19 protein-coding genes are annotated in these 22,322 nt (G+C 72.9%); 13 read left to right on the top strand and 6 right to left on the bottom strand.

What is annotated here, in order from left to right:
- Positions 1-432: 432 nt before the first annotated feature.
- From RWE79_RS15790 to RWE79_RS15780, 3 genes are all read right to left on the bottom strand, one after another.
- Positions 433-1,653, bottom strand: a complete 1,221-nt coding sequence (locus RWE79_RS15790) for an acetyl-CoA C-acetyltransferase (RefSeq protein ID WP_475940707.1) — start codon at positions 1,651-1,653, stop codon at positions 433-435.
- Positions 1,654-1,765: 112 nt separating this feature from the next.
- Positions 1,766-2,596, bottom strand: a complete 831-nt coding sequence (locus RWE79_RS15785; protein WP_475940706.1) for an inositol monophosphatase family protein — start codon at positions 2,594-2,596, stop codon at positions 1,766-1,768.
- A 398-nt stretch (positions 2,597-2,994) separates the two neighbouring features.
- Positions 2,995-4,380 (bottom strand): cystathionine beta-synthase, encoded by a 1,386-nt coding sequence (locus tag RWE79_RS15780; RefSeq protein WP_475945844.1) that lies wholly within the window; start codon positions 4,378-4,380, stop codon positions 2,995-2,997.
- A gap of 179 nt (positions 4,381-4,559) precedes the next feature.
- On the opposite strand from RWE79_RS15780, the gene RWE79_RS15775 reads away from it, so the two are divergent.
- Together RWE79_RS15775 and RWE79_RS15770 are read left to right on the top strand one after the other, a co-directional pair.
- Positions 4,560-5,357 carry a helix-turn-helix transcriptional regulator gene (locus tag RWE79_RS15775; RefSeq protein WP_475940705.1) on the top strand — a complete coding sequence of 266 codons (798 nt, stop codon included), beginning with the start codon at positions 4,560-4,562 and terminating at the stop codon, positions 5,355-5,357.
- Between the two features lie 133 nt (positions 5,358-5,490).
- Positions 5,491-6,516, top strand: coding sequence for an SGNH/GDSL hydrolase family protein (locus tag RWE79_RS15770; protein WP_475940704.1), 1,026 nt, complete (start codon positions 5,491-5,493; stop codon positions 6,514-6,516).
- Positions 6,517-6,614: 98 nt separating this feature from the next.
- Here RWE79_RS15770 and RWE79_RS15765 read toward each other — a convergent pair whose 3' ends face one another.
- Positions 6,615-7,073, bottom strand: coding sequence for a hypothetical protein (locus tag RWE79_RS15765; RefSeq protein ID WP_475940703.1), 459 nt, complete (start codon positions 7,071-7,073; stop codon positions 6,615-6,617).
- A gap of 155 nt (positions 7,074-7,228) precedes the next feature.
- Between RWE79_RS15765 and RWE79_RS15760 the strand changes: the two genes are divergently transcribed.
- From RWE79_RS15760 to RWE79_RS15750, 3 genes are all read left to right on the top strand, one after another.
- Positions 7,229-8,587: an AMP-binding protein gene (locus RWE79_RS15760; protein WP_475940702.1), complete on the top strand. Its 1,359-nt coding sequence runs from the start codon at positions 7,229-7,231 to the stop codon at positions 8,585-8,587.
- 75 nt (positions 8,588-8,662) lie between these two features.
- On the top strand, positions 8,663-9,529 hold the full coding sequence (locus tag RWE79_RS15755; protein WP_475940701.1) for a MurR/RpiR family transcriptional regulator: 867 nt from the start codon (positions 8,663-8,665) through the stop codon (positions 9,527-9,529).
- A 116-nt stretch (positions 9,530-9,645) separates the two neighbouring features.
- Positions 9,646-10,122 (top strand): hypothetical protein, encoded by a 477-nt coding sequence (locus RWE79_RS15750; protein ID WP_475940700.1) that lies wholly within the window; start codon positions 9,646-9,648, stop codon positions 10,120-10,122.
- A gap of 23 nt (positions 10,123-10,145) precedes the next feature.
- Here the strand turns inward: RWE79_RS15750 and RWE79_RS15745 are convergent, their stop codons facing one another.
- On the bottom strand, positions 10,146-11,450 hold the full coding sequence (locus RWE79_RS15745; protein WP_475940699.1) for a type III PLP-dependent enzyme domain-containing protein: 1,305 nt from the start codon (positions 11,448-11,450) through the stop codon (positions 10,146-10,148).
- A gap of 120 nt (positions 11,451-11,570) precedes the next feature.
- Here RWE79_RS15745 and hutU point away from each other — a divergent pair, with 120 nt between their 5' ends.
- The 5 genes from hutU to RWE79_RS15720 all read left to right on the top strand — a co-directional run bounded on the left by hutU (position 11,571) and on the right by RWE79_RS15720 (position 18,849).
- Positions 11,571-13,286 carry a urocanate hydratase gene (hutU, locus tag RWE79_RS15740; RefSeq protein ID WP_475940698.1) on the top strand — a complete coding sequence of 572 codons (1,716 nt, stop codon included), beginning with the start codon at positions 11,571-11,573 and terminating at the stop codon, positions 13,284-13,286.
- Between the two features lie 17 nt (positions 13,287-13,303).
- A complete protein-coding gene (locus RWE79_RS15735) occupies positions 13,304-14,491 on the top strand; it encodes an allantoate amidohydrolase (protein WP_475945842.1) in 1,188 nt (395 codons plus the stop codon).
- Entirely contained in the window at positions 14,488-15,831 is a 1,344-nt protein-coding gene (locus tag RWE79_RS15730; protein ID WP_475945840.1) for a formimidoylglutamate deiminase, read from the top strand. Before RWE79_RS15735 ends, RWE79_RS15730 begins: the two co-directional genes overlap by 4 nt.
- 153 nt (positions 15,832-15,984) lie before the next feature.
- Complete coding sequence (hutI, locus tag RWE79_RS15725; RefSeq protein ID WP_475940697.1) at positions 15,985-17,169, top strand: imidazolonepropionase; 1,185 nt, start codon at positions 15,985-15,987, stop codon at positions 17,167-17,169.
- 45 nt (positions 17,170-17,214) lie between these two features.
- A complete protein-coding gene (locus RWE79_RS15720; RefSeq protein WP_475940696.1) occupies positions 17,215-18,849 on the top strand; it encodes a beta-N-acetylhexosaminidase in 1,635 nt (544 codons plus the stop codon).
- Positions 18,850-18,943: 94 nt separating this feature from the next.
- Here the strand turns inward: RWE79_RS15720 and RWE79_RS15715 are convergent, their stop codons facing one another.
- The gene (locus RWE79_RS15715; RefSeq protein WP_475940695.1) at positions 18,944-19,825 is read right to left on the bottom strand and encodes an RNA polymerase sigma factor SigF; all 882 of its coding nucleotides are present in this window, start codon (positions 19,823-19,825) and stop codon (positions 18,944-18,946) included.
- Positions 19,826-19,962: 137 nt separating this feature from the next.
- Between RWE79_RS15715 and RWE79_RS15710 the strand changes: the two genes are divergently transcribed.
- The 3 genes from RWE79_RS15710 (at position 19,963) to RWE79_RS15700 (ending at position 22,278) form a co-directional block, all read left to right on the top strand.
- On the top strand, positions 19,963-20,331 hold the full coding sequence (locus tag RWE79_RS15710) for an STAS domain-containing protein (RefSeq protein WP_475940694.1): 369 nt from the start codon (positions 19,963-19,965) through the stop codon (positions 20,329-20,331).
- 189 nt (positions 20,332-20,520) lie between these two features.
- Positions 20,521-21,012, top strand: coding sequence for an ATP-binding protein (locus tag RWE79_RS15705; RefSeq protein WP_475940693.1), 492 nt, complete (start codon positions 20,521-20,523; stop codon positions 21,010-21,012).
- Between the two features lie 579 nt (positions 21,013-21,591).
- A complete protein-coding gene (locus RWE79_RS15700) occupies positions 21,592-22,278 on the top strand; it encodes an LPXTG cell wall anchor domain-containing protein (RefSeq protein WP_475940692.1) in 687 nt (228 codons plus the stop codon).
- Positions 22,279-22,322 lie beyond the last annotated feature (44 nt).

Here is a 22,322-nt window from a genome sequence, read left to right as displayed (position 1 = left end):
GATGTACTCCCGACTGTCTGTCCCGAGCCTTGTCCTTCGTACTCGAAGTACTCGACGTACTCCACCACTGTGCACCGCGATCCTTGGCCTCTGCAGTGCGGAACGTCACGAATTGAGTAGGTCTTCAGTCCTGGCCCGAATGGGTGATGCGCCCTGTGAGCTGCGCAAATGAGCCGCCCCCAGGACAAGGTCACGTCCTGGGGGCGGTTAGATTGCGACTTAGCTCACGCTCAACTGAGCCGCTCGGTGTTCGTGGTCGCGCTGCGCTTCGCTTGTGCTGCGGGCGCCCGCCGTCCTCGTTCCTCGGACGACCGCCACCCTCCGCTGCAGCTCAGCTCAGCCGCTCGGTGTTCGTGGTCGCGCTGCGCTTCGCTTGCGCTGCGGGCGCCCGCCGTCCTCGTTCCTCGGACGACCGCCACCCTCCGCTGCAGCTCAGCTCAGCCGCTCGATGACCATGGCCATGCCCTGGCCGCCGCCGACGCACATCGTCTCCAGGCCGAACTGCTTGTCGTGCCACTGCAGCGAGTTGATCAGCGTGGTGGTGATGCGGGCGCCGGTCATGCCGAAGGGGTGGCCGACGGCGATCGCGCCGCCGTTGACGTTGAGCCGGTCCAGGTCGATGCCGAGGTCCTGGTAGGAGGGGATCACCTGGGCGGCGAAGGCCTCGTTGATCTCGACCAGGTCGATGTCGGAGACCGACAGCCCCGCCCGGCTCAGCGCCTGCTTCGACGCCTCGACCGGGCCGTAGCCCATGATCTCGGGGGACAGGCCGGACACGCCGGTCGACACGATCCGGGCCAGCGGGGTCAGACCCAGCTCGCGGGCCTTGGTGTCGCTCATGATCACCAGGGCGGCGGCGCCGTCGTTGAGCGGGCAGCAGTTGCCCGCGTTGACCGTGCCGTCGGGGCGGAAGACCGGCTTGAGGCCCTGGACGGCCTCCAGGGTCACGCCGGCGCGCGGACCGTCGTCCTTGGAGACCACGGTGCCGTCGGGGAGGGTCACCGGGGTGATCTCGCGCTCCCAGAAGCCCTTCTTGATGGCCTCCTCGGCCAGGTTCTGGGACCGCACGCCGAACGCGTCCTGCTCGGCGCGGCTGATGCCCTTCAGGGCGGCCAGGTTCTCGGCGGTCTGCCCCATCGCGATGTACGCGTCGGGGACGAGGCCGTCCTCGCGCGGGTCGTGCCACTCGCCGCCGCCGTGCTCCGCGCGGTGCTTCGTACGGGCCTCGGCCTCGGCGAAGAGCGGGTTCATGGTGTCGGGCAGGCCGTCGGAGCTGCCCTTGACCGTGCGGGAGACGGTCTCGACGCCGGCCGAGATGAAGACGTCGCCCTCGCCGGCCTTGATGGCGTGCAGCGCCATCCGGGTCGTCTGGAGCGAGGAGCTGCAGTAGCGCGTGATCGTACAGCCGGGCAGGTGGTCCATTCCGAGCTGTACGGCGACGATGCGGCCCATGTTGTAGCCCATCTCGCCACCGGGCAGGCCGCAGCCCAGCATGAGGTCGTCGATCTCGCGCGGGTCGAGCTCCGGGATCTTGTCCAGGGCGGCGCGCACGATCGTCGCGGTGAGGTCGTCCGGGCGCAGGTCCTTCAAGGACCCCTTGAACGCCCGCCCGATCGGCGAACGGGCTGTAGAGACGATCACGGCTTCGGGCATCGCGACACTCCTCGTCGAGGCGGCTGGACTCTCTGGGAAGTTACCCGCACGTAGCGCTGTCCGTCACGCGATGCGGGCTGTGACACGGGCCTCTTTCTGAGCGCCCGCTTAGTCACGGTGCCGACAGTAGTCCCGCCACCCGTCGCGCGGCCACCGTGTCGCGCCCCGCGGCGAAGGCCCGCGCCCCGTCCGCCATCCGCCACGGGCCGCCGTCGGCGCCCAGCACCGTGCCGCCGGCCTCGGCGACCAGCAGGATCCCGGCTGAGTGGTCCCAGGGGTTGTCGTAGACGTACGACACCGCGTCGAGCTGACCGCGGGCCACATCCAGGTAGTCGCAGCCCGCCGAACCGCTCGCGCAGGCCTTGACGCCGTGCGCCGGGCCGAGCCCGTAGAAGCGGTCGTACTGCTCGGCGGTCAGATGTTCGGGCCGGGCCGAGGCCATCAGCAGCGGCGCGCCCGGGAGCGGGTCCCCGGGGCGGGTGCGCAGCGGCTCGCCGTCCAGCAGGGCGCCCGCGCCGCGCCGGGCGACCGCGGTGCGGCCGGAGACCGGGTGGTGGATCCAGGAGGCGAGCAGTTCGCCGCCCTGCGCGAGGGCGACCAGCGTGACGAAGGAGGGCTCGCCCCGGACGAAGTTCGACGTGCCGTCGATGGGGTCGATGATCCACACCGGGTCGTCGCCCAGCAGTGCGTCCAGCAGCGACGGGTCGGCGTGCACGGCCTCCTCGCCGATCACCACGGACCCGGGCAGCAGGGCGGTCAGGGCCCGCGTCAGCCGCTCCTCGACGAGGCGGTCGGCCACCGTGACCAGGTCCTGGGGGCCCTTCTTCTCCGTGATGTCGGCGTCGGAGAGCTTCCCGAAGCGGGACGATGCCTCTTCGGCGGCTATCTCACGTATGAGGGCCTCGACGGCGGTGAGGTTGTCGGTGACGGCGGCTCGGATCATGCGGGCCATGGAAGCAGACGGGGCTGTGGCCCCGGTGCGGGGGCGCCTGCGGCTTCGCTGCCCGGGTGCGGCCCGGTGGCCGTTTCGTCCTCGATCGCCGGGCGGGCCGAAAGGCAGGAAAGGCTTGGCGCGGGGACCGCCGCACCCCCGTTGCCGGGGGGCGGGACGACGGCGGTCCCCGCGAGGGACGCGCGCCGGGTCAGGGCCGGGCTTCGCGTCCTAGCGTCACCATGGAGGTCCGGGAGCCGCTCCGGAGGTCCTTGGCGCCACATCTGTGGGTGTCAACCGGGCTGTTGTCCTGCTGACACCCACTAATGTGCCGGATCCTTGTTAAGTCCGTGCTGCGTGCACGTGACGCCCCTGTACCACTTCGGGGAACGTCCTCCCTCGGACCGGGCCTAGCGGGCCTCTTCGGCCAGGAAGGCCAGCAGGTCCTGACGGCTCACGACGCCGGTGGGCTTGCCCTCGACCAGCACGATCGCGGCGTCCGCCGAGCCCAGCACCGTCATCAGGTCGGCGATCGGCTCGCCCGAGCCGACCTGCGGCAGCGGGGCGCTCATATGGCGCTCCAGCGGGTCGTCGAGGGTGGCGCGCTTGGTGAACAGGGCGTCGAGCAGTTCCCGTTCCACCACCGAGCCGACGACCTCGGCGGCCATGACGTCCGGGTGGCCGGCGCCCGGCTTGACGATGGGCATCTGCGACACGCCGTACTCGCGCAGCACGTCGATGGCCTGGCCGACGGTCTCCTCCGGGTGCATGTGCACCAGGTGCGGGATACCGCCGTCCTTGCGCTTGAGGACGTCGCCGACCCGGGCCTGGCCGTCGCTCTCGTCGAGGAAGCCGTGGGAGGCCATCCACTCGTCGCTGAAGATCTTGGTGAGGTAGCCGCGGCCGGAGTCCGGCAGCAGTACGACCACCACGTCGTCCGGGCCCAGGCCCTCCGCCGTGCGCAGCGCCGCCACGACCGCCATGCCGCAGGAGCCGCCCACCAGCAGGCCCTCCTCCTTGGCCAGGCGGCGGGTCATCTGGAAGGAGTCCTTGTCGGAGACCGCGATGATCCCGTCGGCGACCTCACGGTCGTAGGCGGTGGGCCAGAAGTCCTCGCCGACGCCCTCGACCAGGTACGGGCGGCCCGAGCCGCCGCTGTAGACCGAGCCCTCGGGGTCGGCGCCGATGACCTTGACCCGGCCGTCGCTGGCGTCCTTGAGGTAGCGGCCGGTGCCCGAGATGGTGCCGCCGGTGCCGACGCCCGCCACGAAGTGGGTGATCTTCCCCTCCGTCTGCTCCCAGAGCTCGGGGCCGGTGGAGGCGTAGTGCGAGGCCGGGTTGTTGGGGTTGCTGTACTGGTCCGGCTTCCAGGCGTTCGGGGTCTCGCGCACCAGCCGGTCGGAGACGTTGTAGTACGAGTCCGGGTGGGACGGGTCCACGGCGGTGGGGCAGACCACGACCTCGGCGCCGTAGGCGCGCATGACGTTGATCTTGTCCATGGACACCTTGTCCGGGCAGACGAAGACGCACTTGTAGCCGCGCTGCTGGGCCACGATGGCCAGCCCGACGCCCGTGTTGCCCGAGGTCGGCTCGACGATCGTGCCGCCGGGCTTGAGCTCGCCGCTCTTCTCCGCCGCCTCGATCATGCGCAGCGCGATGCGGTCCTTGACCGAGCCGCCGGGATTGAAGTACTCGACCTTGGCCAGGACGGTCGCCTGGAGCCCTGCGGTCACGCTGTTGAGCCGCACCAGCGGGGTGTTGCCGACGAGGCTGATCATCGAGTCGTGGAACTGCACCATTGTCTCCGGGTTCTCCGAGATTGTCAGGCCAGCGTATGCGCTTCCGCGCACCACGCGAACGCACGCTCTCCGTGCCGCTTCACGCTGCTGTTACGTATCCCCGGCATGATGCGGCGGTAGAGTCGCGCTGTGGCGCGTTCACGACACGTCGCACTTACGTCACTGGGGGGTGGCACATGCCGGGCGAGCCGTCCGCCGAGCCGTTGACCGACACGCTGTACGGCCTCGCCGCCGAGCTCGACGCCGTACGGGACCGGCTCTCCGCCCTCGCGCAGAACCCGGCACCGGATCCCGCCACACCGGTGACGGCCCAGCTCAACGGTATCGCCGAGGTGGTCTACGGGGAGTCCGAGCAGCGTGCCTGTGTGCAGCGGCTGCAGCGGGAGGCGCGCAAGGAGGTGCTCGGCTTCGTCCGTCCGCCCTACGTCGACCAGAGCAACCCGGTGCAGGCCGAGCGGCTCGCGGCCGGGGTCGTTTATCGGTCACTCTACGAGGCCAGCGCCCTCGCCTTCCCCGGCTCCTCCGACCTCCCCGGCTTCATCCCGCGCGGCGAGCAGGCCCGCGCCACGCCCCGGGTGCCCATGAAACTGATGATCGTCGACGGGGAGCGCGCGCTGCTGCCCCTGCACGGTGCCGGCGAGCGCGGCGGGCTGGCCTCCGCCGGGCTGCTGCTCCTGCACCCGTCGCTGCTGGTCGACGCGCTGCTGGAGCTGTTCGAGGACCGCTGGCTGCGCGCCACCCCACTGCGCTTCGCCGCCACCACCGCTTCCGGGTCCGATGTCCCCGCCTCGCCCGCCCTCGACGAACAGCTCCTCTCGCTGCTGATGTCCGGTCTGCCCGACAAGGCCGTCGCCACCCAGCTCGGTGTCTCGCTGCGCACCCTCCAGCGCCGCATCCGGGCGCTGATGGAATCCACCGGCACGGCCAACCGCACCCAGCTCGCCTGGTACGTCGCCCAGCAACGGATGGCCTGACCGGTCCGGCACGTTGCGCCGGGCACACGACGGGGCATTGAGTTGTTGAGTCAATACGTAGTGACGGTGTGAGTGTGTGAGGGAGTGCGGGCCGCAGCGGCCCGCACTTCGCAACGGGAGGTGGACGCGCACAATGTCCAGGGCACGGGTCGCACGGCGCATCGCACAGGCCGCCGCCTACGGTGGCGGCGGTATCGGCCTTCTCGGCGGCGCGGCGATCGGTCTGCTGTTCACCGAGGTCGCCCTGGCCAGACGGACCGTCGGGGGCTCGGAGGCCGTCCCGCCGCGTGCCGACGGCCGGTACGGCTCGGCGTTCGCCCAGCTGGAGGGGTTGCTCGTACTGGGTTTCCTCGGCGACTCCACCGCCGCCGGGCAGGGCGTGCACCGGGCCCGTGAGACCCCCGGCGCCCTGCTGGCCTCCGGCCTCGCGGCGGTCGCGGAACGCCCCGTGAGGCTGATGAACGTCGCCTGCCCCGGTGCCCAGTCCGACGACCTGGCCCGGCAGGCCACCCTGCTGCTCGACGGGGACCTGACCCCGGTGCCCGACGTCTGCGTCATCATGATCGGCGCCAACGACGTCACCGGCCGGATGCCGCTCGCGGAGTCCGTCCGCCATCTTTCCGACGCCGTACGCAGGCTGCGCGAGGCCGGCGCCGAGGTGGTCGTCGCGACCTGCCCCGACCTGGGCAGTGTGGAACTGGTGTACCAGCCCCTGCGGTGGGTGGGCCGCAGACTCAGCCGCCAGCTCGCCGCCGCCCAGACCATCGCCGTGGTGGGACTGGGCGGTCGTACGGTGTCGCTGGGCGCGCTGCTCGGCCCCGAGTTCGAGGCCCGGCCCCGGGAGATGTTCGGCCCCGACAACTACCACCCCTCCGCCGAGGGGTACGCGACCGCCGCCATGGCGATGCTTCCCACCGTGTGCGCGACGCTCGGGCTGTGGCCCGAGGAGGACCGCCCCGACGTCCGGCGCGGCGAGGGCGTCCTCCCGGTCGCCCAGGCCGCGGCGGCGGCCGCCGGCGAGGGCGGCACCGAGGTCGCCGCGGCGGCCGGCTCGCTCTCCGGGCCCCGGGGCCGCTGGGCCCTGCTCATGCGGCGCCGGCGGCGGCGCCTGACGGGCACCGAGACGATCGGCGTCGAGGCGGCCGCGGCCGAGTCCTAGGCCTGACCGGGCCTCAGCTGGTGCTGTGGCCCGGCCGGTTCACCGGGTTGCGCCGGTCCTCGGACGCGCTTTGCCGGCTTTGTTGTCAATCGCCCGCCCTAGTCCTCCCAGGTGTCGTCGTCCTTGGGGCGGTGCTGCCGGTCGAGGGCGCGTTCGCTGACGAACGCCCCTACGGACTGGGCGGTGTTGACGCCGACGATGCCGAGCCAGGTGACCAGCAGCCCCGGGAGTCCGGCGTTCCCGGAGGCGATGGCCGAGAGCGGTATCGCGAAGATCAGCGAGAAGCCGGCCAGGCCGTAGCGGGCGGCGAAACGGCCGCCGCCCGGGTGCGCGGCCGGGTTCGTACGGGGGCCGGCCTGACGGCCGGCGCGGGCGAACGAGGTCTGGTGCTGCGCGAGTTCACGGCGGACCCGGCGCTCGACATGGCCGTCGAGACGCTGGTCGATCTTCTCCATGAAGGAGTCGACCAGCGCGGACTCGTACTCCTCACCGAGATCCTTGCGCGCCTGAATGGTGGCGGCGAGTTCCTTCTTCAGCTCTTGGTCGCGGGCGTCCATGACGACACCGTACGAAGCCGGGCGGCGCTTGACACTGGGGTTATCCCCCTAACCCTGTGGGGGACCGGCCCCTCCCCGCTCGGGATGCGGCGGGTGGATGCGTACAGTCGGTCGCGAGCCTTCATCCCTTCGACCTGGGAACCCGGGAGCCGAACGTGCACCTGCTGCCCGCCCTGACGGACCCGGCCTCGGCCCCCGCCACGGCCGATCGCGGTGACGCCGTCACCGTCGCCGGCCGAGCCTGCTCCCGTGAGGACCTGCTCGGCGCGGCCGGCGCGGTCGCCGCCCGGATCGCCGGCGCCCCGGCCGTCGCCGTGGACGCCACGGCGACCCTGGAGACCGTCGCCGCCGTCGTCGGCGGCCTGCTCGCCGGTGTGCCCGTGGTGCCGGTGCCCCCGGACGCCGGGCCGGCCGAACGCGACCACATCCTGCGCGACTCCGGCGCCGCGCCGCTGCCCCCGGTCGACTTCGCCGAGCGCGCGGACCGGACGGGCCCCGAGCCCGCCCCCGGTACGACGGCCCTGGTCCTCTACACCTCCGGCACCACCGGGCCGCCCAAGGGCGTGGTGATCCCCCGGCGCGCCGTCGCCGCCGACCTGGACGCCCTCGCGGACGCCTGGGACTGGACGGCCGACGACGTGCTGGTGCACGGCCTGCCGCTGTTCCATGTGCACGGCCTCGTCCTCGGGGTCCTGGGCGCCCTGCGGACCGGCAGCCGTCTGGTGCACACCGGCCGCCCCACCCCCGAGGCCTACGCCTCGGCCGGCGGCTCCCTCTACTTCGGGGTGCCCACGGTGTGGGGCCGGGTCACCCAGGACCCCTCCGCGGCCCGCGCGTTGCGCGGCGCGCGGCTGCTGGTCTCCGGCAGCGCGCCGCTGCCCGCCCCGGTCTTCCGGGACCTGGCGGCCCTGACCGGCCGGCGCCCCGTCGAGCGCTACGGCATGACCGAGACCCTCATCACCGTCAGCACGCGCGCCGACGGTGAGCGCCGCCCCGGCTCGGTCGGCCTCCCGCTCGCCGGGATCCGTACCCGCGTCGCCGCCGAGCCGGGCGCCGAGATCGGCGAACTGCAGATCACCGGGCCCACGCTCTTCGACGGCTACCTCGGCCGGCCGGAGGCCACCGCGGCGTCCTTCACCACCGACGGCTGGTTCCGTACCGGCGACATCGCGGCGATCGAGCCGGACGGGATGCACCGGATCGTGGGGCGGGCCTCCACCGACCTCATCAAGTCCGGCGGCTACCGCATCGGCGCCGGCGAGGTGGAGAACGCGCTCCTGGACCACCCGGCGGTACGGGAGGCCGCCGTGGTCGGCGCCCCGCACTCCGACCTGGGGCAGGAGATCGTCGCCTATGTGGTGGTCGAGGGCGGCGGTGTGGGCGAGCGCGAGCTGATCGACTTCGTCGCCGGGCACCTGTCCGTCCACAAACGGCCGCGCAAGGTGCGCTTCCTCGACGCGCTCCCGCGCAACGCCATGGGCAAGCCGCAGAAACGGCTGCTGCCGCCCGCCTAGGGCCAGGGGGACGACCGTCGCGGCCGCGCCGCGCATGGCACTCTTTGCGTGAGGAAGAGACACGGGGAGAGCGTGATGGGGACCGACCACGGCAACGACGGGCACGACGGTGCCCCGGCACGGCTGATGAAGCTCTTCGAGGCCCACCGCCTCACGCCCACGCAGCGCCGTATCGCGCACAGCCTCGTCCGGCGGGCCGCCGACGCGCCCTTTCTGTCCAGCGTGGAGGTCGCCGAACTGGCCGGCGTCAGCCAGCCCTCGGTGACCCGCTTCGCGGTCGCCCTGGGCTTCGACGGCTATCCGGCGCTGCGCCGCCATCTGCGCGAGGTCGCACCGGCCGCCGGGGCGGCCGGGCGGGAGGAGGACTCGTACAACGAGTACCAGGAGGCCGTGCACGCCGAGATCGAGAACCTCCGGCACCTCGCCGCGCTGCTCGCCGACCCCGCCCCCGTCGCCCGCGCCGGCGCCCTGCTGGCTGCCTCGCGGCCGCTGCCCGTGCTCGGTCTGCGGGCCGCCTCCGCCCAGGCCGGGGGTTTCGCGTACTTCGCCGCCAAGGTCCACCCCGACGTCCGGCTGCTCACCGAGGGCGGCACGATGCTCGCCGACCGCCTCGACGCCGCCGTACGGGCCGGGGCCACCGCCCTGCTCTGCTTCGCGCTGCCCCGCCACCCGCGGGAGGTCGTCGACGCCCTCGGTCATGCCCGGGGCCTCGGGCTGACCGTGGTCACGGTCGCCGACAGTGCCTTCGCCCCGGTCGCGGCCCACTCCGACCTGCTGCTCCCGGCGGCCGTCGGCACCGGGCTGGCCTTCGACACGGCGTGTGCGCCGATGCTGCTGGGCCGGGTGCTGCTGGAGGCGATGTGCGACGGGCTGCCGCAGGCGCAGGCCCGGCTGGAGGCGTTCGACGCCCGGGCCGCCGAGCGGGGTCTTTTCGCGGAGTAGGGCGGTCTTAACGAAATCTTGAGGTCCGCTGAGTAACCTCCCCTCCCAGACAGGTCGGGTCGAACAGGAGGTCAGCGGTGGTTCGCGGAGCGTATGTCCTTGCCAGAGTCGCGGTCATGGTCCGGGTGCCCGCGCGCTGGCTGTGGTGGCTCGGGATCGTCTCGGCGCTGGTCGGCGTCTTCGTCCCCAGTCTGCTCGGCCGCCGGATCGGTGTCCTCGCCGGTGCCGCGCTGTTCGTCATAGCCGCCGGCCTCGCCTTCGCGCTGCGCCGCGGGCGCTACGTCACGCTGGCCGACGCCGCCGACCGGGCACCCAAGTCCGTCTTCCTCCAGGACCGCCGGGTCACCGCGCGGGCCTGGGTCCGCTCCCGCCGCTGGTGGCTGCTGCTCGCCTTCGTCGTCGCGGTCGCCTCCTCGGCGGTGGCCCCCGCGACGGCCGGGCTGGCGCTGGCCGGTCTCGGCTTCGGCCTGTGGGCCAAGGCCCTGTGGCTCGGCCGCCTCGAACGCTCCCGTGACCTCCTGCTGTGGGTGCGCCCCGACGTCCGCAAGGAGGACGCCGGCTACGAGACCACCGGCCCGCGAGCCGGCCGCTGAGGCCGTCCGGGACGCGGGAGGCGTCAGCCGCCGCTCTCCCGGACCAGCTCCGCCAGCGTCTGGGGCCGCCGTACGGTTTCGAACCGCACCGCCCCGCCGGCACTGACGGTGAACCCGTGGATCCCGGGCCGGGGCAGCGAGTTGTACGCGAAGTGGTTGGAGAAGTAGTACGCCCCGGTGTCCGGGACCGCCACCAGGTCGCCTCCGGCGAGCAGCGGCAGCGCCCGTTCCCGGGCCAGCAGGTCGCCCGCGAAGCAGCACGGCCCCGCCACGTCCTGCACCACCTCCGGACCGCCCTTGGCCCGCCCCTTGGGGTCCAGAGCCAGCACGCGCAGCGGCCATGCCTCCGGCGCGAAGACCGTACGGGTCGCGACCTGGGCGCCCGCGTGGGTGATCGCGATGGGCCGGCCGCCCGCGGACTTCGCGTACTCCACCCGGGCCAGTACCGTCCCGGCCTTGGCCAGCAGCGCCCGCCCGAACTCCGTCACCAGGGCGTACCGCCCGTCGAACAGTCCGGGCACGGTGGCCCGCAGCAGGTCCGCGTACTCCTCGAAGGACGGCCGGATCTCGTCCGAGGCGAAGTTCACCGGCAGTCCGCCGCCGATGTCGAACACCGTGATCTGCCGCCGGCCGGCAGCGGTGTTGATGCGCTCCGCCAGCTCGTACGCGGCCCGTACGCCCGCCGCCATGAGGTCGAGCGGCACGCCCTGCGAGCCGGTGTGCGTGTGCAGCCGGGTGAGCCACGGGCGGTCCAGATACGCCCGTACGACCGCGTCCCGCGCGCCCTCGTCGCGCAGCGCGAAGCCGAACTTGGAGGTGGCCGTCGCGGTGCTTGTCGCCCCGATCGCGCCCCCGCCCACCTGCGGATTGACCCGCAGCCCCAGTGACGACCGGCTGCCCGCCCGGGTGAGCGCGTCCAGCCGGGCCAGCTCCTGCGGACCGTCCGCGTTGACCGCGATCCCCAGCGCCAGCGCCTCGCGCAGCTCCGCCTCGGTCTTCGCCGGCGAGTCCAGCACGATCCGTCCCACCGGCACCGCGGCCGCCCGCGCGATCGCCAGCTCTCCTCGACTGGCGACCTCCGCCCCGATCCCCTCGGCGTTCAGCAGCCGCAGGACCGGCACCAGGGAGGTGGCCTTCACCGCGAAGGTGTGCAGCACCTCCACCCCCGGTACCGTGAACGCCGTACGCAGCGCCGCCACGGCCTCCCGGACGCCCTCCAGGTCCAGCAGCCCCACGACGGGCTCCTCCGGCCCGACCAGGCCCTGTTCGGCCGCCGCCCGCACCGCCAGGGCCCGCCGTTCCGCATGATCCGCACGATCCGCAGTCATGTGCACCAGCCAAGCATCCGGTCCGGCGGCCCGCCAGGCCGCGCACCCGTGGTGTTGACTAGGACTATTCAGATTGCGATTATCTGAATGAATCAATCCAGTCGCGAGGAGGCCCCGCCCATGACCGGCACCGGACCCACCGGCCCGAGGACCGTGCGCGCACCGCGCGGCACCACGCTCAGCGCGCAGGGATGGCAGCAGGAAGCCGCGCTGCGCATGCTGCAGAACAACCTCGACCCCGAGGTCGCCGAGCACCCGGACAAGCTGGTCGTCTACGGCGGCACCGGCAAGGCGGCCCGCGACTGGCGCTCCTTCGACGCCATGGTGCGCACGCTCCAGGGGCTGAAGCAGGACGAGACGATGCTCGTGCAGTCCGGGCGGCCGGTCGGCGTGATGCAGACGCACGAGTGGGCGCCGCGCGTGCTGATCGCCAACTCCAACCTGGTCGGCGACTGGGCCACCTGGGAGGAGTTCCGGCGGCTGGAGGCCCTGGGCCTGACCATGTACGGGCAGATGACCGCCGGGTCGTGGATCTACATCGGCACCCAGGGCATCCTGCAGGGCACGTACGAGACCTTCGCCGCCGTCGCCGAGAAGAAGTTCGGCGGCACACTCGCCGGGACGATCACGCTGACCGCCGGGCTCGGCGGCATGGGCGGCGCCCAGCCGCTGGCCGTGACGATGAACGGCGGCGTCGCGATCTGTGTCGACGTCGACCCGCGGGCCATCGCGCGCCGGATCGAGCACCACTACCTGGACGTACGGGCCAATGACCTCGCGCACGCGCTGCGACTGGCCACCGAGGCCCGCGACCAGCGGCAGCCGCTCTCCATCGGCCTGCTCGGCAACGCGGCCGAACTGCTTCCGCGGATGCTCGCCGAGGGCGCGCCGATCGACATCGTCACCGACCAGACGAGCGCCCACGACCCGCTCGCGTACCTCCCCGTCGGTGTCGACTTCGCCGACATGGCCTCGTACGCGGCCGAGAAGCCCGCCGACTTCACCCAGCGGGCCCGTGAGTCCATGGCGAAGCACGTCGAGGCGATGGTGGGCTTCATGGACGCCGGCGCCGAGGTCTTCGACTACGGCAACTCGATCCGGGGCGAGGCGCAGCTCGCCGGCTACGAGCGGGCGTTCGCCTTCCCCGGCTTCGTGCCCGCCTACATCCGGCCGCTGTTCTGCGAGGGCAAGGGCCCCTTCCGCTGGGCGGCGCTGTCCGGCGAGGCCTCCGACATCCACAAGACCGACAAGGCGATCCTGGAGCTCTTCCCGGAGAACGAGTCGCTGGCCCGCTGGATCAGGCTCGCGCAGGACAAGGTCCACTTCCAGGGCCTGCCCGCGCGTATCTGCTGGCTCGGCTACGGCGAGCGCGACAAGGCCGGCGAACGCTTCAACGAGATGGTCGCCGACGGCACCCTGGCCGCGCCGCTGGTCATCGGCCGCGACCACCTGGACTGCGGCTCCGTGGCGTCCCCGTACCGCGAGACCGAGGCCATGCTCGACGGCTCGGACGCGATCGCCGACTGGCCGCTGCTCAACGCGATGGTGAACGTCGCCTCCGGCGCCTCCTGGGTCTCCATCCACCACGGCGGCGGTGTCGGCATCGGCCGCTCCATCCACGCCGGGCAGGTCACGGTCGCCGACGGTACGAAGCTCGCGGGCGAGAAGATCCGCCGCGTCCTGACCAACGACCCGGGGATGGGCGTCATCCGGCACGTGGACGCCGGCTACGACCGCGCGGAGGAGATCGCCGACGAGCGCGGCGTGCGGGTGCCGATGCGCGAGGGCGGCCCGGGACACGAGGGCCCGTCCGGGCGCGAGGGCGGCGACGCGTGACCTCCTCGTTCCACGAGATGTGGCGGGACCTGGCGCCCGTCGGCCGGCACGCAGGCAGCGGGGGCTACCGCCGCTACGCCTGGACCGGTGCCGACGCCGACTGCCGGGCCTGGTTCCGCGCCCAGGCCGAGAGCCGCGGCCTGGGCTACGAGGTCGACCGCAACGGCAACCAGTGGGCCTGGCTCGGCGACCCCGGCGCCGGGGACGCGGTGGTCACCGGCTCGCACCTGGACTCGGTGCCCGACGGCGGGGCCTTCGACGGGCCGCTGGGCGTGGTGTCGTCGCTGGCCGCGCTGGACGAGCTGCGCGGCCGCGGCGCCACGCCCACCAGGCCGCTGGCCGTCGTCAACTTCGGCGACGAGGAGGGCGCCCGCTTCGGCCTGGCCTGCGTGGGCTCCCGGCTCGCGGCCGGCCGGCTCACCCCCGGGAAGGCACGGGAGCTGCGCGACGCGGACGGCGTCACCCTCCCGCAGGCCATGGAGGCCGCCGGGTACGACCCGGACGCGATCGGCCCGGACCCGGAGCGGCTGGCCCGGATCGGCGCCTTCGTGGAGCTGCACGTCGAGCAGGGCCGGGCGCTGGCGGAGACCCCGCACGCCGTCGGTGTCGCCTCCGCGATCTGGCCGCACGGCCGCTGGCGGTTCGACTTCCACGGCGAGGCGAACCACGCCGGCACCACCCGGCTGGAGGACCGCCGGGACCCGATGCTGACGTACGCCAACACCGTCCTGACCGCCCGCAAGAAGGCCCGCCTCGCCGGGGCGCTGGCCACCTTCGGGAAGGTCGCCGTCGAGCCCAACGGCGTCAACGCCATCGCCTCCCTGGTCCGGGGCTGGCTGGACTCCCGGGCCGCCGACGAGGCGACCCTGGACGAGGTGGTCGCCGAGATCGAGCGGGCGGCGGTCGAACGCGGCACCCGCGACGGGGTCCGGGTCCGGGTCACCCGGGAGTCCTTCACTCCGGTGGTCGAATTCGCCCACGGGCTGCGCGACGAGCTCGCCAAGCTGCTCGGCGGCGTCCCGGTGCTGCCGACCGGCGCCGGACACGACGCGGGAATCCTGTCCGACGCCGTCCCGACCGCCATGCTGTTCGTACGGAACCCCACCGGGGTCTCGCACTCGCCGGCCGAACACGCCGCCGAGGACGACTGCCTCGCCGGGGTCGTCGCACTCGCCGACGTACTGGAGGGCCTGGCGTGTCGCTGACGCCGCAGACCTACTGGGCGGAACACGCCTGGCTCAACGACACCGTGGAGCCGGGCGTGGTCGTCGACACCGCCGCCGACGGCCGCATCACCGCCGTACGCCCGCGCACCGAGATCCCGCCGGCCGGTGCCATCTCGCTGCGCGGGCTGACGATCCCGGGGCTGGCCAACGCCCACAGCCACGCCTTCCACCGCGCGCTGCGCGGCACCGTCCAGGTGGGCTCCGGCACGTTCTGGACCTGGCGCGAGGTGATGTACGCGGTGGCCGCCCGGCTCACCCCGGAGACGTACCACGCGCTGGCGCGGGCCGTGTACGCCGAGATGGCACTCGCCGGCATCACCTGTGTGGGGGAGTTCCACTACCTCCACCACCGGCCCGACGGCACCCCCTACGACGACCCCAACGCCATGGGTGAGGCCCTGATCGCCGCCGCGGGCGAGGCCGGCATCCGGATCACCCTCCTCGACACCGCCTACCTCTCCTCCGGGTTCGGCGCCGCCCCCGACCCCCACCAGCGCCGCTTCAGCGACGGCGACGCCCAGGCCTGGGCGGTACGGGCCGGCGCCCTCAGGAGCCGCCCGCACGCCCGGATCGGCGCCGCGATCCACTCCGTACGGGCCGTCCCGGCCGACCAGCTGGCCACCGTCGCCGAATGGGCCCACGAGCGCGAGGCCCCGCTGCACGTCCACCTCTCCGAGCAGACCGCCGAGAACGACGCCTGCCTGGCCGCGTACGGCCTCACCCCGGCCGGGCTGCTCGCCGAGCACGGGGTGCTCGGGCCGCGCACGACCGCCGTCCACGCCACCCACCTGACGCCCGACGACATCGCGCTGCTGGGCACCTCCGGTACGGCCGTGTGCATGTGCCCGACGACCGAGCGGGACCTCGCGGACGGCATCGGCCCCGCCAAGTCCCTGGAGCTGGCCGGCAGCCCGCTCACCCTCGGCAGCGACAGCCACGCCGTCATCGACCTGCTGGAGGAGGCCCGGGCCATGGAGCTCGACGAACGCCTCCACACCCGCACCCGGGGCCACTGGACCGCCGCCCGGCTGCTGCGGGCCGCCACCGCCGACGGCCACGCCGGCCTCGGCTGGCCCGACGCCGGCCGCCTCGAACCCGGCGCCCTCGCCGACTTCGCCACCATCGCCCTGGACTCCGTCCGCACAGCCGGCGCCCCGGCGCGGCTGGCCGCCGAGACGGCCGTCTTCGCCGCCACGAACGCCGACGTACGGCACACCGTCGTCGGCGGCCGCCACATCGTCCGCGACGGCCACCACCAGCTCGTCCCGCACACCGCCGCCGAACTCGCCTCCGCGGTCGCCCGGGCGCTCGGCGGCTAGCCGGGGGCGAAGCCCCCGGCCACGAGACGATCAGGCCCACGGACCAGCTCCGTCGGGGTGCGGCCCGTTGCCGTGTGCGGGCCGGCCGGCCCGGCCCGCACACGGCAACGGGCGAGCGGCCCACCCCCAACCGACCCGAGAAGGAAGAGACGTATGACCACCACGGTCGTCACCAACATCGCCGGCCTGGTCACCAACGACCCCGCACTCGGGGAAGGCCCGCTCGGCCTGCTCACGGACGCCGCCGTGGTCCTGGACGACAGCACCGGCACCGTCGCCTGGGTCGGCCCGGCCGGCGACGCACCGGCCGCCGACACGTCGTACGACGCGCGCGGCCGGGCCGCGATCCCGGGCTTCGTCGACTCCCACTCGCACCTGGTCTTCGCCGGCGACCGCACGCAGGAGTTCAACGCCCGTATGTCGGGCCGGGCGTACACCGCCGGCGGCATTCGGACCACCGTCGCCGCCACCCGCGCGGCGAGCGACGCCGACCTGGAGGCCAACGTCCGGCGCTACGTCGGGGAGGCGCTGCGCCAGGGCACCACCACCATCGAGACGAAGTCGGGCTACGGCCTGACCCCGCACGACGAGGCCCGCGCGCTGCGCATCGCGGCCGCGCACACCCCCGAGACCACGTACCTCGGCGCGCACATCGTGGCCCCGGAGTACGCCGACGACCCGGCCGGATACGTCGACCTGGTGACCGGCCCCATGCTGGACGCGTGCGCGCCGTACGCCCGGTGGGTGGACGTCTTCTGCGAGCGCGGGGCGTTCGACGGCGACCAGGCGCGGGCCGTCCTGACGGCGGGCCGCAGGCACGGGCTGGTCCCTCGGGTGCACGCCAACCAGCTGGGTCACGGCCCCGGGGTGCAGCTCGCCGTCGAACTGGACGCCGCCTCGGCGGACCACTGCACGCACCTCACCGACGCCGACGTGGACGCCCTCGCGTCGGGCGGCACCGTGGCGACCCTGCTGCCCGGCGCCGAGTTCTCCACGCGGGCGGTGTACCCGGACGCCCGGCGCCTGCTCGACGCGGGCGCGACGGTGGCCCTGTCGACGGACTGCAACCCGGGGTCGTCCTTCACCACGTCGATGCCGTTCTGCGTGGCCGTGGCCGTACGGGACATGGGGATGACCCCGGACGAGGCGCTGTGGGCGGCCACCATGGGCGGCGCGAAAGCCCTGCGCAGGACGGATGTCGGCCGCATCGGGCCGGGTGCGCGGGCGGACCTGGCGCTGCTTGACGCACCGTCACACGTGCATCTGGCCTATCGGCCCGGGGTGCCGCTGGTGTCAGCCGTATGGCGGGGCGGAGTGCCCGAATCGATGGAGATCTGAGCGCTCTTGGGCGTTTCACGCCTAATCGGGTGGTAGGTCTCCAGTATGAGACGACGAAGTGTGGTGTCCGCGCTGCTGCTCTCCCTCGGCGCCGGGGCGGTGGCCCAGGCGCCGGGTGCGGGCGCCGCGGCCCCCTTCGCGGCCACAGCGGCCACAGCGGCCACAGCGGCTCCCGTCGCGGCCCTCGCGGCCACCGTGCCACGCCCGCTCACGCAGGTCGTCCCGGTGCCCGCCGACGTCAGGCCGGGCGGCGGCGCCTTCACCCTGGGGGAGGACGCCGCCATCCACGTACCGCCCGGTCCGGCGGGCGCCGCCGTCGGCCGCTATCTGGCCGATCTGCTGCGCCCGTCGACCGGGTACGACCTGCCGCTCACCACCGGCACCCGGCGCGAGGGCATCGTGCTGGCCCTGGGCAACAGCCCGGACACCGGCACCGAGGGCTACCGGCTGCAGGCGACCCCGCGGGCGGTGGTGATCCGGGCCGCGACGGCCGCCGGCCTGTTCCACGGCGTGCAGACGCTGCGGCAGTTGCTGCCCGCGTCGGTGGAGCGGCGGTACGGCCAGTTCGGCCCCTGGACCGTCGCCGGGGGCACGATCACCGACCGGCCGCGTTACGCCTATCGGGGGGCGATGCTGGATGTGGCCCGGCACTTCCACACCGTGGAGCGGGTCGAGCGCTACATCGACCAGCTCGCCCTGTACAAGATCAACCACCTGCATCTGCACCTCACCGACGACCAGGGCTGGCGGATCGCCATCGCCTCCCGTCCCCGCCTGACCGCCCAGGGCGCGGCCACCCAGGTCGGCGGCGGCCGGGGCGGCTTCTACACCAAGGCGGACTACCAGGAGATCGTCCGGCACGCCGCCGCCCGCTTCATGACCGTCGTCCCCGAGATCGACATGCCGGGCCACACCAACGCCGCCCTGGCCTCGTACGCGGAGCTGAACTGCGGCGGCGTCGCCCGCCCGCCCTACACCGGCACCGCCGTCGGCTTCAGCTCGCTGTGCGTGCCCAGGGCCGAGGTCGGCGGCTTCGTCGACGACGTGATCCGCGAGGTCGCGGCCATGACCCCGGGCGCGTATCTGCACATCGGCGGCGACGAGGCGCGCGTGACCAGCCGCGCCGACTACATCACCTTCATGGAACGCGCCCAGGCGGCGGTGCTCCGTTACGGCAAGACGGTGATCGGCTGGCACCAGATCACCGCCGCCGCCATGGCCCCCGGCGCCGTCGCGCAGTACTGGGGCACCAAGGGCGACGAGGAGACGGTCGCGGCCGCCGCCCGGGGCGGTACCAGGCTGATCATGTCCCCGGCGAACCACGCGTATCTGGACATGAAATACACCGAGGCGACACCGATCGGCCACAACTGGGCGGGCTACACGGAGGTGCGCAAGGCCTACGACTGGAATCCGGCGACCACGGTGCCTGCCGCGCCGGCCTCCGCCGTGATGGGTGTCGAGGCCCCGCTGTGGTCGGAGACGGTCGGCAACAGCGCGGAGATCGAGTACCTGGCCTTCCCCCGGCTGCCGGCCGTCGCCGAGGTCGGCTGGTCCCCGGCCGCCAGGCACGGCTGGGACTCCTTCCGGCAGCGCCTGGCCGCCCAGGGCCCGCGCTGGACGGCCATGGGCATGGAGTACTACGCGTCCCCCCAGGTGCCGTGGCCGGCCGCGTACTGAAGCCCGAACGGTCCGGGCCCCGGACGCGCGAGAGCCCCCGGTGGTGCACCGGGGGCTCCCGCGCGTGCGGTCCGTAACGGCCCGGGGCGGGCGCTCACTCCTCGACGAGCAGGCCGCGGCGCAGCCGGCCCAGGGTGCGGGTGAGCAGCCGGGAGACGTGCATCTGGGAGATGCCCAGCTCCTCGCCGATCTCCGACTGCGTCATGTTGCCGACGAAGCGCAGCGACAGGATCTGCCGGTCGCGCTGCGGAAGCTCCGCGATCAGCGGCTTGAGGGACTCGACGTACTCGATCCCCTCCAGGCCGTGGTCCTCGTAGCCGATTCGGTCGGACAGGGAGCCCTCGGAGTCGTCCTCGTCGGGCTGGGCGTCCAGGGAGCTGGCGGTGTAGGCGTTGCTGGCGCCCATCCCCTCGACGACCTCCGCCTCGCGGATCTGCAGCCTCTCGGCCAGTTCGGCGGCCGTGGGCGCGCGGTCCAGCTTCTGGGCGAGCTCGTCACCGGCCTTGGCCAGGTCGAGCCGCAGCTCCTGGAGCCGGCGCGGGACGCGCACCGACCAGGAGGTGTCACGGAAGAAACGCTTGATCTCACCGACGATGGTGGGCATCGCGAAAGTGGGGAACTCCACACCGCGGCTCAGTTCGAAGCGGTCGATGGCCTTGATCAGGCCGATCGTGCCGACCTGGATGATGTCCTCCATGGGCTCGCTGCGGGAGCGGAACCGGGAGGCCGCGAACTTCACCAGGGCGAGATTGAGCTCGACCAGGGTGTTGCGGACGTACGAGTACTCGGCTGAGCCTTCTTCCAGCGACTGCAGGCGCCGGAACAGTGTTTTGGAAAGGGCCCGTGCGTCAACCGGGCTCACCTCGTCGTACGGGGGGATCTCGGGCAGGCCCTCCAGGCCCACCCACGTCTCCTGCTCGGTTCCGGTGGCCGCGGGTGTCGCCGACGTGTGTTTCACGTCGAGCCGGGGTGCCATGTGGTCCTCCCTGGGGTGAGACGTATCCTCCCTACCACCCCTACCCTGTTTCACGGTGATGTTGCAACCTCGCTCCGGACGGCGGAAACGCGTAATGTTCGAGCAGCGCATCGCCAAGAACCCAGGAGGGGCGTGAGATGGACCGCGAGGTGGTTGGCACCGCCGGACGTGACCGGCTTGAGGTCGCGGTACACCGCTATGCCATGAGCGCGGTTGTCACGCCCTCGGGAGAGCTTGATCATTACACCGCCGATCTGCTGCGTGAGCCGCTCGACGAGCTCGCCGCCGACGGCATCCCGACCGTGGTGATCGACTGTTCCGAACTGGAGTTCTGTGACTCCACCGGTCTCAATGTGCTGCTCGGCGCCCGGCTGAAGGCCGAGGCGGCAGGTGGCGGGGTACATCTGGCCGGAATGAAGCCCACCGTCGCCCGGGTCTTCGAGATCACCGGGGCCGACGCGGTCTTCACCGTTCACGAGACCCTGGACGACGCGCTGAAGGAGTGATCGCTCGTCCCGTCGTTTCCGTGCCGCCCAGGAGGTGTCTCCTGCGGAGCTACGGGCAGGAGATGGGCGGTGGGAAGACCTTCGGACAGCAAAAGAACCGCCAGAACCGCCAGAACCGTCACAACCGCCAGAACCGTCACAACCGCCAGAACTGCCAGGACTGCCAGACATCGGTGAGGTGAAGCGCTGATGAGCACCACCCGGCCCTACGCGGCCGACGACCGCGGCTCCGACCCGGGCGACCCGGGCGACGCGGGCGTGCCCTCAGCGCTCCGTACGCGCCGGCTTCGGCTGGTCGACGTCGCCGGGGTCGTTCCGCGTGCCCGTGACTTCACGCGCCAGGCGCTCTACGACTGGGGCTGGCTGCCGGCCGAGACGGCCGACCGCAGAGCCGCCGCCGAGGACGTACTGCTCGTGGTGTCCGAGCTGGTGACCAACGCCTGCCTGCACGCGGGCGGCCCGGAGGAACTGCGGGTCCACTACACCTCCAAGGCGCTGCGCCTGGAGGTGATCGACGGCGGCACCGGCGAACCGGCCCCGCGCACCCCGCACCGGGCAGGACGGCCCGGCGGCCACGGGATGTTCATCGTGCAGCGGCTCTGCCAGGACTGGGGCGTGGTGCGTCAGCAGGACGGCCACCCCGGCAAGATGGTCTGGGCCGAACTGGCCGCCCCGGCCTAGCGACGCCGCGTGCGGTATCGCTGCCGCTGACCGCTGACCGCTGACCGCTGACCGCTTACCGCTGCCGGCCCAGGCCCCGGGCCGGCGAGCCGCCGCGCCTGCCGCCTGCGGGCACCCCCTATGTCGCGGCTTGCCGCTGACCGCCGGGTCGGCGCACGCGCAGTTGGCGGCTGCCGCCCGTGCGGGGCTCGGTGGGTGAGTCGCCGTGCCTGCTGCTTGCCCGCGCCCCGTTGCCGCGCTTGTCCCGCTGCCGCGGCCTGCCGCCCATCGTGGATCGGCACCCCCGGGATCCGGACGGGGGCGCTGCGCAGCCGGTGCGCGGTCGCCGAGCCGCCGTGCCGGTCGCCTGTCCGCACCCCCCGCTGTCGCGGCTCGCCGCACACCGCTGGGTGCCCGCGGATCCGGACGAGGGCGCTGCGCACGCGCAGTTGGCGCGCCGCCCGCGCGGGGCTCGGCGGGCGGGCCGCCGTGCCGGGCGCTTGCCGCCGGTCCCGTTCCCTTCCTGTCTTCTGCCGACAGGCGTACCGTCGGCCGAATCTGATACACCGTCAGTAAGGTTCTGGGGGAAGGGAGACTCCCGTGCGGCATTCCATCGCCGGCGCCGCCGTGGTGACCGTCGTGGCGGTCACGGCCGTCGTGCTCAGCGGTCCGGCCGCGTACGCCAAGACCGTGAGCGTGAAGTACACCTGCGATACGCCGATCGGCAAGAAGACCGCGGTCGACCCGATCGACATCACGGCCACCAGGTCGGGTTCGGCGTACAAGGTCGTCATGTCCTTCAAGGCGGGGGTCTCCTCCAGTCCGGCGCCCCTGGGCAAGGGGACGATGAAGCCGAGCGCGCTGATCACCCTCGGTGGCGCCGACTCGGGGTCGCTCCAGGTCAGCGGGCCGGCCAACGCGTCCGAGATCAAGGCCAACACGCCGATCAGGATCAGTGACCTCTCGGCGACCTACACGCCCAAGAAGTCCGGCACGGTCACCTTCGCGCCCGGGGTGCTGACCATCAAGGCGCTGGGGACGACCACGACCTGTACGCCGGGCAGCACGCTGGTCTCCCTCTCGCTCGCCGTCACCGGTTCGTCCGCGGGGACCTCGGGTTCTTCCGGTTCTTCCGGTTCTTCCGGTTCCTCGTCCTCGGACGACGACGCGCTGCCGCAGACCGGGCCGGAGGACAACGTGGTCGCGCTCGGCACCTTCGGCGGCACCGTACTGCTGCTCGGCGCGGGCGGCGTCCTGTGGCTGACCAGGCGAGTCCGCCGCTCCTAATCTGACGATGCGTCAAATTCGGTCAACCGTACGCATTGACTTCT

This window comes from Streptomyces sp. RLA131 (assembly GCF_056270125.1).
Note: the sequence above shows the minus strand (reverse complement) of the source record. Positions and strands in the feature narration are given on the sequence as shown.

Bases quoted from the DNA above. Each gene is read 5' to 3' on its own strand.
- RWE79_RS15790 (WP_475940707.1), bottom strand. From the start codon at position 1,653: ATGCCCGAAGCCGTGATCGTCTCTACAGCCCGTTCGCCGATCGGGCGG.
- RWE79_RS15785 (WP_475940706.1), bottom strand. From the start codon at position 2,596: ATGATCCGAGCCGCCGTCACCGACAACCTCACCGCCGTCGAGGCCCTC.
- RWE79_RS15775 (WP_475940705.1), top strand. From the start codon at position 4,560: ATGCCGGGCGAGCCGTCCGCCGAGCCGTTGACCGACACGCTGTACGGC.
- RWE79_RS15770 (WP_475940704.1), top strand. From the start codon at position 5,491: ATGTCCAGGGCACGGGTCGCACGGCGCATCGCACAGGCCGCCGCCTAC.
- RWE79_RS15765 (WP_475940703.1), bottom strand. From the start codon at position 7,073: ATGGACGCCCGCGACCAAGAGCTGAAGAAGGAACTCGCCGCCACCATT.
- RWE79_RS15755 (WP_475940701.1), top strand. From the start codon at position 8,663: ATGGGGACCGACCACGGCAACGACGGGCACGACGGTGCCCCGGCACGG.
- RWE79_RS15750 (WP_475940700.1), top strand. From the start codon at position 9,646: ATGGTCCGGGTGCCCGCGCGCTGGCTGTGGTGGCTCGGGATCGTCTCG.
- RWE79_RS15745 (WP_475940699.1), bottom strand. From the start codon at position 11,450: ATGACTGCGGATCGTGCGGATCATGCGGAACGGCGGGCCCTGGCGGTG.
- hutU (WP_475940698.1), top strand. From the start codon at position 11,571: ATGACCGGCACCGGACCCACCGGCCCGAGGACCGTGCGCGCACCGCGC.
- RWE79_RS15735 (WP_475945842.1), top strand. From the start codon at position 13,304: ATGTGGCGGGACCTGGCGCCCGTCGGCCGGCACGCAGGCAGCGGGGGC.
- hutI (WP_475940697.1), top strand. From the start codon at position 15,985: ATGACCACCACGGTCGTCACCAACATCGCCGGCCTGGTCACCAACGAC.
- RWE79_RS15720 (WP_475940696.1), top strand. From the start codon at position 17,215: ATGAGACGACGAAGTGTGGTGTCCGCGCTGCTGCTCTCCCTCGGCGCC.
- RWE79_RS15715 (WP_475940695.1), bottom strand. From the start codon at position 19,825: ATGGCACCCCGGCTCGACGTGAAACACACGTCGGCGACACCCGCGGCC.
- RWE79_RS15710 (WP_475940694.1), top strand. From the start codon at position 19,963: ATGGACCGCGAGGTGGTTGGCACCGCCGGACGTGACCGGCTTGAGGTC.
- RWE79_RS15705 (WP_475940693.1), top strand. From the start codon at position 20,521: ATGAGCACCACCCGGCCCTACGCGGCCGACGACCGCGGCTCCGACCCG.